Raw genomic sequence first — 11,618 nt, 5'->3', positions numbered from 1 at the left:
GCGAAACAGGCAGCGCGGAGCATGGCACCGGCTTCGCCGGTGTTCGCGGGACAAGCCCGCTCCCACAGGAATCGCATCAACTTTTGGAAGTTGAGCAGAACAGTTGCTCCCACAGGGAAACCAGTGCTTTCAATGGCGGGTTCGTCATAACCCGCCCGTCAACGGCCACTCGACGGCCAGGCGGACCTGGTCGCCATCCAGCTCCGCCTGCGCCGTGTTCCCCCGATGCAGGTTATGCCGCAGCGAGAAGACCGTGCCCTTGGCCTTGCCGCTCTGCACCACATAGCGTGCCTCCAGGTCCCGCTCCCAGTGCTTGCCGCCCTGGCCATAGCCCAGGTAGGCGTAGCCGCCACTGGGGTCGACATGGCTGCCATCGATATCGAACCCGCGCACATACAGCGCCGTCAGGTTCAACCCGGGCACCCCGTACCCTCCCATGTCCAGGTCATAGCGCGCCTGCCATGACTTCTCGTTCGGTGCGTTGAAGTCGGACATCTGCACCGCGTTGGCCAGATAGATCGCCCCACGGGTCACGTAGTCGAACGGGGTATCGCCGTGTACCTGCTGCCAACCGAGACTGACGCTGTGCGGCCCCTGGCTGTAGCGCGAGACCAGGCTCCAGGTGGTGTTGTCGATGCGTCCGGACAGGGCCTTGCCCGTGTCGGTGGTGCGGTACAGGTTCAGGTCCAGGCTCAGGCTGCGGCGGTCGTCCAGTGCGTGGGTCAGGGTGCTGCCGAGGTAGTGCTGGTTCCAGGTGTCTTCATAGCGGGAGGTATACAGGCTGCCGGTGAATGCGGCGCCGGGGTTCCACACCAGGCCGGCCAGGTCGAAGCTATTGCCCTGGCGGCCATCGGAGTAGTTGACCACGAAGCCCTGATCATGGCTTGAGGCGTTGCGGTCGGTGCTTTCGTTGAAGTGCCCCGCGACCAGCTTCAGCGTGTCGATTTCGTTGCTGGAGAAGAACAACCCGGTTGCCGTTTCCGGCAGCAGGCGGCTGTCGGATGAGCTGAATACCGGCGTCTTCACCCGCTGCTCGCCATAGGAAAGCACGGTGTTGGACAGGCGCACCTTGACCGCCGCGCCGCCCCGGCTGTACGCATTCTTCGGGTGGCCGTCATTGTCCACCCCGAGCAGGCGCGCCTTGCCGGCCCGGCCGCCGCCGCTGTCGAGCTGCACGCCCAGGTAGGCATGGGCATCGACGCCCACGCCTATCAAGCCTTGGGTAAACCCGGACTGCAACGTCCCCATCAAACCGTAGGCCCATTCTTCAGCCAGGCCATTGCGCTCGCCGCGCGGCTTGTAGGCATTGCGGGCGGCACTGTTGCGCCCGCCATGCTTGTAGTCACGCTGGTCGTACACGGTACGGTTGAGCAAGCTCCAGTTGCTGTCTTCGACCAGCCCACGGCTTTGCGATTGCGCCGATTCGGCCAGCGCGGCAACGGGCAGTAGAGCGCTGGCGAGCAGCAGGGCGGTGGAGCGCAACGGCATGGCGGCAACTTCCTGGTTCAGGGGACGCGAAAACGCAGGAAGCGCGCGCCGTCGATGGGGTCGGTGAGGTAGTGGCCGTGCACGCCAAAGGTGCTCAGCAGGCGTTCGGGGGTAAGCACATCCAACGGCTTGCCCAGGGCAACCAGGCGGCCCTGGTCGAGCACAGCCACGCGGTCGCAGGTCAGCGCCTGGTTGAGATCGTGCAGGGCAACCAGGGTGGTGACCGGCAATGCCTGGACGCGGTGCAGCAGGCTCAGCTGATGCTGGATATCGAGGTGGTTGGTCGGCTCATCGAGCAGCAACACCTGAGGCTGCTGGGCCAGGGCGCGGGCGATGTGCACGCGTTGGCGTTCGCCACCGGACAGCGAGCCCCAGAGGCGTGTGCGCAGGTGCGTGGCATCGAGGTCGGCCAAGGCCTGCTCGACGATGGCGCGGTCCTCGCGGGAAAACGGTGCCAAGGCCGACAACCACGGCGTGCGCCCCAGGGCCACGGCATCGAATACGCGAATGGCATCGAGGGTGTCGGCCTGCTGCTCGACCAGCGCCAGGGCCTGGGCGATACGCCGGCGGGGCAGGCGTGCGATGGGCTCGCCCAGTAGCTCGACGCTGCCGCTGTGCGGGGTGCGCAGCCCGGCCAGCAGCTTGAGCAACGACGACTTGCCGGAGCCGTTGGGGCCGACGATACCGAGGGTTTCGCCTGGCACTACGCTCAGGTCGATGTCGCGCAGTACAAGGTTACCCGCCAACTGAAAGCTCAAGCCCTGACAGGCGAGCGGGGCGAGGTTCAGCGCTGTCATGGCCGTCATGGGCGCCCCCGGCGGCTGACCAGAATCAGCGCGAACACCGGTGCGCCGATCAGCGCGGTGACCACACCTACCGGAATCACCTGACCAGGAATCAGTGTGCGCGACAGCACGTCAGCGGCAATCATAAACAGCGCGCCGCCCAGTGCGCTGGCTGGCAACAGGCGGTTGTGGCCGGGGCCGAGCAACAGGCGCAAGGCGTGCGGAATGACCAGCCCGACGAAACCGATGGCGCCGACGATGGACACCATCACCGCCGTCACCAACGCCGCGCAGCAGATCAGCAGCCACTGCGTGCGGCGCACGGCAACGCCCAGCGAGGCCGCCGAATCGGCGCCGAAGGTGAAAGCGTCCAGGGCGCGGCGCTGCCACAGGCACACCAGCAAGCCGACTGACGCTGCCGGCAGCGCTAGCCACACCGACGGCCAACGCACGCCGCTGAGGTTGCCCAGCAGCCAGAACAGAATGCCGCGCGCCTGTTCGGCGGTGGCCGACTTGGTGATGAGGAACGCGGTGAGGGCGTTGAACAGCTGCGAGCCGGCGATGCCCGCCAGGATCACCTGGGCATTATGGCTGCTCGGGCCGGCTGCACGGGCCAGCACCAGCACCAGGGCGAAGGCCGTCAGCGCACCGATGAACGCACCGGCGGACAGGCTCAGGGCCGCACTGCCCAGGCCCAGCAGGCCGACCAGTACCGCACCGGTCGAGGCGCCTGCCGACAAGCCCAGCAGGTACGGCTCGGCCAGTGGGTTGCGCAGCAGCGCCTGGAGGATCACCCCGCAGGTCGCCAACCCGGCGCCGCAGGCGGCGGCGACCAGGGTGCGGGTCAAGCGGTAGTTCCAGACGATGCCGGCGTCGATCGGGTCGACCGGGTAATCGGCTTGCCACAGGTGGTTGGCCAGCACCTGGCAGACCAGCCGCAGCGACAACTGGGTTTCGCCAATGGCCGTGCCGGCCAGCACGGCCACCAGCAGGGTCAGCAGGGCGAGGCCTGCGAGCAGGATGGCGAAACGGGGCTGCATGCTGGGGCGATCTCCTATCGGACAGTTCACGGAAGGAACCCACGGACAGGCATCGCCGAGCCTGCGCACGCAGCGCAGGCAGCACCAATGGCCAATCCCGGACACCCCGCCGGTTGGTGAATGTTGGCCGGCAGGTCTCCTGACTGGTGCGTCATCGCCCGGCTCCGGCCTTCCCGGGTCGGTTGACCCAGTGGCATCGATGGAGCGGGCTCGGCACTTACAGTTGCGGGGGCAGTTCCGTTTGGCACGCCTTGGGCGGGCCTGGGATTCCCTGTTAGTTCCATGGTGGAAACCGGCGGGCGGCATGGTAGACCATCAGGCCGCCGGGTGAAACGCTAAATCACAGGTACTTGAGCCAGGTGATATCGCGCCGGCGTGCCTTGAGCCGGGCAAATCCGCGCACCGGCAGGTACAGCGCCACGGCCAGCAGCACGGCGGTGAGCCAAACCGCGGCAATGCCGTCGAAGCCGAAGTAGTCGCCGTGGTTGCGCCCGAACAGGGCGACGCTGGCCAGGTACAGCAGCTTCAGCACGTACAGGTGCAGCAGGTAGAAGAACATCGGCGCCGCGCCGAACACTGCCAGGGCGCTGATCCAGCGGGCCTGGCCGGCGCGCTCGAAGGTACGCAGCAACAGCAGGCCGCAGCCCAGGGTCAGGGTGAGGAACAGCAGCGACGGTGGGTACTTGGTGATGTTGAAGAAACTCATCAGGGTCTGGGTCACGGTCGGGTAGCCGCTCCAGGGGGCTTCGCCGTAGCCGTTCTGGATGCGCAGCACCATGAAGCCGAGCAGGGCGATGACCCCGGCCAGCAGCAGGTGGTACTGGCGTTGTTGCGCATCGCTACCCCGGGCGAACCAGGGGCCGAGGCCATAGCCCAGGGCGATCACGCCGATCCATGGCAGCACCGGGTAGGAGGTGCGCAGGCGCAGGTTTTCGGAGAGCTCCAGCCAGCCACGGTCATGCAGGATCGCCCAGGGCACGTGCAGGGCGGACTCGACGCCGAAGTGCAGGCCATCGAGCAGGTTGTGCCCGGCCACGATCACGGCCCCCACGGTCAGCACCACCGGGCGCGGCAGCCACACCAGCAGCGACAGGGCGAGCATGCTGATGCCGATGGCCCAGATCACTTGCAGGTAGATGACGCTGGGCGGCAGCTGGAACGTCCAGGCGAAGTTGACCAGGGTGAACTCCAGCACCACCAGGAACAGCCCGCGCTTGAACAGGAAGGCCGAGACATCGCTGCGGCCCTGGTATTTCTCGCCGTACAGCCAGGCCGACAGGCCCGTGAGCAGGACGAACACCGGCGCGCACAGGTGGGCCAGGGTGCGGCTGGCGAACAGCGACGGGTCGGTGGCGTCGATGGCCATCGGGTCGCTGACCTGGCGGTGCAGGAAGAAAGTTTCGCGCACATGGTCGAGGAGCATGAACAGGATCACCAGGCCGCGCAGGGCGTCGATGCTCTGCAGGCGCTGGGTGAGCTGGGTGGGAGTGGCGGCGGCACTGGTCATGGAAGGGGTCGCAGGCAGGAATGAATGTCAAATGAAACGTTATCTTATAACTATTCTGTGCAAGCATGGAAGTTGTTCTTGCACTGTTCATGCTGGCCTCTTCGCGGGACAAGCCCGCTCCCACAGGTACGCCACCGATATCGAGATCAGTGTTGAACCTGTGGGAGCGGGCTTGTCCCGCGAAGAGGCCAGCTCAGCCAACTCAAATCAGAAGCTGTAATCCACCGTCGCAAAATACGACCGCGGCGCCCCCATCACCCACTGCGTGCCGCTGAACGCCGAAGCCACATACTCCCGGTCGAACAGGTTGTTCACCTGCAACCCCAACCGCACATCCGGCAGCACCTGCCAGCCGATATTGGCATCGACCACGGTGTACCCCGGCGCACGCTGGGTGTTGGCAGTGTCGGCATAACGCTCGTCCACATAGCGCGCGCCCATACCCACTTCCACTCGCTGGCCGAAGCCCTTGCTCAGCCACAGGTTGGCACTACGTCGCGGCACGTTGGTCGGGCGATTGCCAGCACGGTCCTGGGGCACGCCGCCGACCATCTCGTCGAATTCGTCATACTTGGCGCGCACCACCGCGGCATTTGCCGAAACCTGCCACTGCTGCGGCAAACTCAGCTCCAGCGTCGCCTCCAGGCCATCGGACGTCTGTTGCCCAGCCTGTTGCGGCTCATGGGTGAACGGGTCATCCACCAGCAGCTTCTTCTTGACGATGTGGTAGGCCGCCAGCGTCCACTCGCCCCGACCTTCCCAGAACCGCTGCTTGAGCCCCAGCTCGGTCTGCTTCGCCTCGGTCAGGTCGTAGTGCATCTGGCTCGGGCTCAGGCTGACCAGGTTGTTCACCCCGTCCTCGCTGGTGGAGTACTGGCCATACAGCGACAGGTCGTCGGTGACCGCGAACACCAACCCCGCGCGCCAGTTGCCACCCTGCAGGCTACGGTCACTGCGGGTGCCGTCGGTGAGGTCGTCGCGGTCGATATGGTTCTGGTCGCGGCGCACACCGGTCACCAGCGACAGGCGCTCGGTCAGCTGCAGGCGGTTCTCGGCGAACAGGGCGAAGGTGTGGGTGGTGGACAAGGTTTGCGGGCGCGTGGGCGAATCGCTGTGGAACCAACCCGGTGCCGGCTGCCACGGGTCGATGTAGTCGCCACCCACGTCGTTGTACGGCGCGTTGCTGTCGACGTTGAAACGCACCTTGTTGTACTCGGCACCGACCAGCGTCCTGCTGGTCAGGCCGAACAGCGAATGGTCGAAGGTGAAGGTCTGGCGGTCGCCGATCTGCTCCTGGTTGTGCTTGATCTCCAGGTAGCTCTGGCGCAGCAGCTGCTCGCGATCGACGTCCCAGCTGTAGTTCTCGGCGTTGCGCCAGTGGCGGCGGCTCTTGATGTAGTAGAGCTGGTTGCTGGCACTGACCTGGTCGCTGAGGGTCCAGTCGGTGGTGAAGCGGGTCCACTCGTCGTGGTAGCGCTGCACGTCGTTCTGGATGTTGTAGTTCTTCTTGCGCAGGCTGCTGCGGTAATGGCCGTCGATCAACGGCGTGCCGTAGTAGTTGGCAGGCTCGGCATCGCCACGCTCATGGGCCAGGGTAAAACTCAGGTCGTCGCTGGCGTCGAAACGCAGCGCGGCGCTCAGGGCCAGGCTGCGCGAATCGGTGCGGTCGACCCAGCCGTTGCCGGCTTGCTGGTTCAGGGTGAGGCGGTAGCTCAGCCGCTCGCTGAGGCTGCCGCCGCTGTCCAGGCCCAGTTGCTGGCGGTCCCAGGAGCCGTAGCCCAGGCGCAGGTGGTTGTGGATTTCACCGGCGAAGGGCTTTTTCGGGATGACGTTGATCACCGCGCCGGTGGCGCCCTCGCCATACAGCACCGAGGCCGGGCCACGGATCACCTCGATGCGCTCGACCATCCACGGGTCGACCGGGAAGGTCTGGGTGCCTGCGCCGGTGAACAGGTGCGCGCCGTCGAACAGGGTCATCACCGAGCCATGCCCGGTAAAGCCACGCGCCGACAGGCCGGTGCCGCCATCGCCCGGGTTGCCGATGAAGGTGATGCCCGGCGAGCGGGTTACCGCGTCCTGCACCGTGAGGTTGTTGCGCTGCTGAATCTGCTCGTCGGTAATGCTGCTGGTGCTGGCCGGGGTTTCCAGGGCGCTCAAATTCAGGCGCGAACCCGCCTCGGTCGGCGTGGCAAGGTCGACGTGCTGCTGATCGCGGGTATCGGTAATGGCCGTGGAGGGCAGTGCCAGCACCTGGCTGTCGTGCTCGTCGGCCAAGGCCGGGAAGGAGACGGCCAGGCAGGCCGCCAGAGGGTGAAGCTTGAAGAAACGGGACATGTCTTTCCACTACTGCAGGAATGAATGGATCCCGGTGGAAAACACGCAAAGGCGAACCGCGCACGCAGGCCGCGCACGCGGATACCGGCCTGCGCCCGCCCACCGCGGGTTGCCAAGTGAAGCTTCAGGCCGGTCTCCGGGCTTACGAGGGTCATGACGCCTTCACCTTCCCATGCATGCGCACAGTGGTGTGTCGAAGGCGTCGCTCGCTTACCGTTGCGGGGGCAGCGCCGGACTTGTCGTTTACCACGACGCACCGGCTTCCCGTTTCACCCTGCGCGCGGCGGCGCAGGACACCTGAAACTGGCGCGCATCTGACCATTGGTCGGGACGCGCGTCAATCCTTTAGCTGCGGCTGACGGTCAGTGGGCACCCGCCGCCTTGCTCAAATCGCTCTCTGCCCACTCGGTGTAGATGCAGGCATCGGCCACTGCCCAGCGCACTTTCACCGTGTCGCCCGGTTGCATCGGCATGCCGGCGGCGGACAGTGCTTTCACGGTCAGTTCGGTACCGCCTGGGGTCATCACGTGGCAGGTCTGGCTTTCGCCGAGGAACAACACTTCGCCGACCTTGGCAATCACCTCGTTCCAGCCCGCTGGCAGTGGTTCGCGCGCGGCCTGGTCGACGGTGAGGGCCAGGGCTTTTTCCGGGCGCACCATGATCAGTGCTTCCTGCCCCGCCGCCAGGCCAGGGGTCAGGCGTATGGCCACCGATTGCCCTTCGAAGCTGCCCGCGCCGTGGCTGCTGGCCTTGATCCGCAGGAAGTTCGAGTTGCCCAGAAACGAGGCGACGAAGGCATTGGGCGGGTTCTGGTAGAGGTCGTAGCCGGTGCCCAGGCCGACGATCTTGCCGTGGCTGAAGATGGCGATGCGCTGGGACAGGCGCATGGCTTCTTCCTGGTCGTGGGTGACGTAGACGATGGTGATGCCCAGGCGCCGGTGCAGCTGGCGCAACTCGTCCTGCAGGTCTTCGCGCAGCTTCTTGTCCAGCGCGCCGAGCGGTTCGTCCATCAGCAGGATGCGTGGCTCGTACACCAGCGCGCGGGCGATCGCCACGCGCTGCTGCTGGCCGCCGGACATCTGCGAAGGCTTGCGGTGGGCGAATTTCTCCAGCTGTACCAGCTTGAGCATGGCGTCGACCCGCTTGTTGATCTCGGCGGCGCCGAGCTTGCGGATGGCCAACGGGAAGGCGATGTTGTCGCGCACGTTCAGGTGCGGGAACAGCGAGTAGCGCTGGAACACCATGCCGATGTCACGCTTGTGCGGCGGCACGTTCACCAGCGACTGGCCCTCGACCAGGATCTCGCCGCTGCTGGGCGTTTCGAAACCGGCCAGCATCGACAGGGTGGTGGACTTGCCCGAACCGCTGGAGCCGAGGAAGGTGAGGAACTCGCCGTCCTGGATTTCGAGGTCCAGGTTGTCCACGGCGGTGAAGTCGCCGTAGTGCTTGTTCAGGCCGCGCAGGCTGACCAGGGTCTTGTTGTGCGCGTTGTCTTTGATCACTGCACTCATTGTTGTTGTCTCCGGGCACTCAGGCGTTGACTTCGGTGCGCCGGCGCAAGGCGGCGGCAATAACCATGACCATCAGCGACAGGCCGATCAGCAGCGTCGAAGCGACGGCAATCACCGGGCTCAGGTCCTGGCGCAGGGTGGTCCACATTTTCACCGGCAGGGTCTGCAGGTCGGGGCTGGCCATCATCACGCTGAGCACCACCTCGTCCCACGAGACCAGGAAGGCGAACAGGCCGCCGGCGATCATCCCCGGGCGAATGGCCGGGAAGGTCACCTTGAAGATCGCCTGCAGGCGCGACGCTCCGCAGATCACTGCGGCATCCTCGATCGACTGGTCGAACAGCTTCAGCGAGTTGATGATCGAGATGATGGTGAAGGGCAGGGCGACGATCACGTGGCTGACCACGAAGGCGAACAGCGTGCCGGTGTAGCCCAGCTTGAGGAACAGCGCGTACACCGCCACCGCGATGATCACCAGCGGCACGATCATCGGCATGGTGAACAGCCCGTAGAGCATTTCACGGCCGGGGAAGCGGCCGCGTACCAGGGCGAACGCGGTGGGCAGGCCCAGCAGCACGGCGAACACGGTGGTCAGTACGGCGACCTTGAGGCTGGCCAGTGCAGCGTCCATCCACTCCGGGTTGGCGAAGAACTGGGCGTACCACTTGAAGGTCCAGCCCGGTGGCGGGAACACCAGCCACTGGGAGGAGCCGAACGACAGCAGCACGATGAACACCACCGGCAACAGCAGGAACGCGGCGATGACCCCGGTGGTCAGGTACAGGCCCGTGCGCAGTGGGCGGCCCATGGCATTGGGTGACAGAAGCATGGCGGATTACCTCGCGTTGCCGACCGGGGATTCCGGCTGCAGCTTCAGGTACAGGTAGAAGAGCACCAGGGTGATCACCACCAGCAGTGCAGCGGCGGCGCTGGCCAGGCCCCAGTTGAGGAACGACTGCACCTGCTGGATGATGAATTCGGGCAGCATCATGTTCTGCGCACCGCCGAGCAGGGCCGGGGTGACGTAGTAACCGAGCGACATCACGAACACCATCAGCGCACCGGAGAACAACCCCGAGCGGCACAGCGGCAGGAACACCTTCCAGAAGTTGGTCCAGGGGCTGGCGCCGCAGATGGAGCCGGCCTGCAGCACCATCGGGTCGATGGCATGCATGGTCGCCTGCAGCGGCAGCACGATGAACGGAATCATGATGTAGCTCATGCCGATCACCACGCCGGTCAGGTTGTGCACCATCTCCAGCGGGGTATCGATGATGCCCAGCGCCATCAGCACCTTGTTGATCACCCCCGAGCTCTGCAGCAGCACCAGCCACGAGTAGGTGCGCGCCAGCAGGCTGGTCCACATCGACAGCAGCACGATGTTCAGCAGCCAGCGGCCCCAGCCCTTGGGCACCAGGGTGATCGCCCAGGCCAGCGGGAAGCCCAGCAGCACGCTGATCAGGGTGACCACGCCGGCCACCGAGAAGGTGTTGAACAGCACCCGCGCATAGGCCGAGTTGGCGAACAGCTGCTCGTAGTTGCCCAGCCCCGGCACCGGTTCCAGCACACCGCGCAGCAGCAGGCCGATCAGCGGGGCGAAGAAGAACAGGCCAAGGAACAACAGGGCGGGCAGCAGGTTGCGGCTGCCTTTCCAGCGGCGGTTCAGCGGTTCGCGGCGAGGGGCCGCTCCCGGGGCGCCGGCGCCCGTGGGGGCACCTTGCGCGTTGTGCAGGGCGTTGATGGCGACTTTCATTTCACCAGCCACTCATTCCAGCGCGCGGCGATGGCCTGGCCGTTCTTCGCCCAGTAGGCGAAGTCCAGGGTGACCTGGTCCTGGGCGTAGGCGGTCGGCAGGTTTTGCGCGAGGTCTTTGTCGAGCTTGGCCACGCTGTCGACGTTCACCGGGGCGTAAGCGGTCTTGTTGGCGAACTCGGCCTGGCCTTCGGCGCTGCTGGCATTGGCCAGGAACTTCATGGCCGCGTCCTTGTTCTTGGCGCCTTTGGGGATGACCAGGAAATCGGCCATGACCAGGTTCTGCTTCCAGCTCACGCCCACCGGCGCGCCGTCTTGCTGCAGGGCGTAGACGCGGCCATTCCAGAACTGGCCGAGCGAGGCTTCACCGGAGGCCAGCAGCTGCTGCGACTGGGCGCCACCGCCCCACCAGACGATGTCTTTCTTGATGGTGTCGAGCTTCTTGAAGGCGCGGTCCAGGTCCAGCGGATAGAGCTTGTCGGCCGGGACGCCGTCAGCCAGCAGGGCCAGTTCCAGCACGCCGGGGCTTGGCCACTTGTACAGGGCGCGCTTGCCGGGGTAGGTCTTGGTGTCGAACAGCGCGGTCCAGTCCACCGGCTTGTTGGCGCCGAGCTTGCCTTCGTTGTAGCCGAGCACGAAGGAGAAGAAGAACGAACCGACGCCATGGTCGGAGACGAAGCGCGGGTCGATCTTGTCGCGTTGGATGGTGTTGAAGTCCAGGGGCTCGAGCAGGCCTTCGCTGGCGGCGCGCAAGGCAAAGTCGGCTTCGACGTCGACCACGTCCCACTGCACGTTACCGCTCTCGACCATGGCCTTGAGCTTGCCGTAGTCGGTTGGGCCGTCCTGCACCACCTTGATGTCGGTCGCCTTGCTGAAGGGTACGGCCCATGCTTCTTTCTGGGCGTCCTGGGTGGTCCCGCCCCAGCTGACGAAGTTGAGGCTGTCGGCGGCCTGGGTGGCCTGACAAGCCAGGGTCAGCAGGCTGGCGGACAGCACTGCGGTTACACGTTTGCTCAACAGCATGGTTACGCCCTCGTTGCTTTTGTTATTCGAGGCGGGGCTGGGTGTGCGCCCGCCAACAGTATTCGGGGAGCAGCTCTGACAATGTGTGGGGTGGCCGTTTTTGAGTTTAGGCGGCGGCCTGAGAATTCAAGGTCTACGGGATATCATATTATGGTATTCCAAACTTTTCGCAAGAGGG

9 protein-coding genes and 2 riboswitches are annotated in these 11,618 nt (G+C 65.4%); all 9 genes read right to left on the bottom strand.

The window, feature by feature from the left end:
• Positions 1 to 144: 144 nt before the first annotated feature.
• The 9 genes from PMI38_RS24015 to PMI38_RS23975 all read right to left on the bottom strand — a co-directional run bounded on the left by PMI38_RS24015 (position 145) and on the right by PMI38_RS23975 (position 11,440).
• A complete protein-coding gene (locus PMI38_RS24015) occupies positions 145 to 1,488 on the bottom strand; it encodes an OprD family porin (RefSeq protein WP_008099939.1) in 1,344 nt (447 codons plus the stop codon).
• A gap of 17 nt (positions 1,489 to 1,505) precedes the next feature.
• The gene (locus PMI38_RS24010) at positions 1,506 to 2,294 is read right to left on the bottom strand and encodes an ABC transporter ATP-binding protein (protein WP_008099937.1); all 789 of its coding nucleotides are present in this window, start codon (positions 2,292 to 2,294) and stop codon (positions 1,506 to 1,508) included.
• Positions 2,291 to 3,313 (bottom strand): FecCD family ABC transporter permease, encoded by a 1,023-nt coding sequence (locus tag PMI38_RS24005; RefSeq protein ID WP_008099935.1) that lies wholly within the window; start codon positions 3,311 to 3,313, stop codon positions 2,291 to 2,293. Before PMI38_RS24005 ends, PMI38_RS24010 begins: the two co-directional genes overlap by 4 nt.
• Before the next feature lie 112 nt (positions 3,314 to 3,425).
• Positions 3,426 to 3,625, bottom strand: a riboswitch (cobalamin riboswitch).
• 28 nt (positions 3,626 to 3,653) lie between these two features.
• Entirely contained in the window at positions 3,654 to 4,820 is a 1,167-nt protein-coding gene (locus PMI38_RS24000; protein WP_008099933.1) for a DUF1624 domain-containing protein, read from the bottom strand.
• 207 nt (positions 4,821 to 5,027) lie between these two features.
• Positions 5,028 to 7,154, bottom strand: a complete 2,127-nt coding sequence (locus PMI38_RS23995; RefSeq protein WP_008099931.1) for a TonB-dependent receptor — start codon at positions 7,152 to 7,154, stop codon at positions 5,028 to 5,030.
• A 110-nt stretch (positions 7,155 to 7,264) separates the two neighbouring features.
• A riboswitch (cobalamin riboswitch) is annotated at positions 7,265 to 7,470 on the bottom strand.
• Positions 7,471 to 7,516: 46 nt separating this feature from the next.
• Positions 7,517 to 8,665, bottom strand: coding sequence for an ABC transporter ATP-binding protein (locus tag PMI38_RS23990; protein WP_008099930.1), 1,149 nt, complete (start codon positions 8,663 to 8,665; stop codon positions 7,517 to 7,519).
• Positions 8,666 to 8,684: 19 nt separating this feature from the next.
• Positions 8,685 to 9,494, bottom strand: coding sequence for an ABC transporter permease (locus tag PMI38_RS23985; RefSeq protein ID WP_008099928.1), 810 nt, complete (start codon positions 9,492 to 9,494; stop codon positions 8,685 to 8,687).
• 6 nt (positions 9,495 to 9,500) lie between these two features.
• The gene (locus tag PMI38_RS23980) at positions 9,501 to 10,418 is read right to left on the bottom strand and encodes an ABC transporter permease (protein ID WP_008099926.1); all 918 of its coding nucleotides are present in this window, start codon (positions 10,416 to 10,418) and stop codon (positions 9,501 to 9,503) included.
• Positions 10,415 to 11,440, bottom strand: coding sequence for a polyamine ABC transporter substrate-binding protein (locus tag PMI38_RS23975; protein ID WP_008099924.1), 1,026 nt, complete (start codon positions 11,438 to 11,440; stop codon positions 10,415 to 10,417). The genes PMI38_RS23980 and PMI38_RS23975 overlap by 4 nt, the downstream gene beginning before the upstream one ends.
• Between the last annotated feature and the right edge of the window lie 178 nt (positions 11,441 to 11,618).

The sequence above is a fragment of the Pseudomonas sp. GM84 genome (assembly GCF_000282535.1).
Classification (GTDB): Bacteria; Pseudomonadota; Gammaproteobacteria; order Pseudomonadales; family Pseudomonadaceae; genus Aquipseudomonas.
This window is presented reverse-complemented; position numbering and strand designations above follow the sequence as displayed.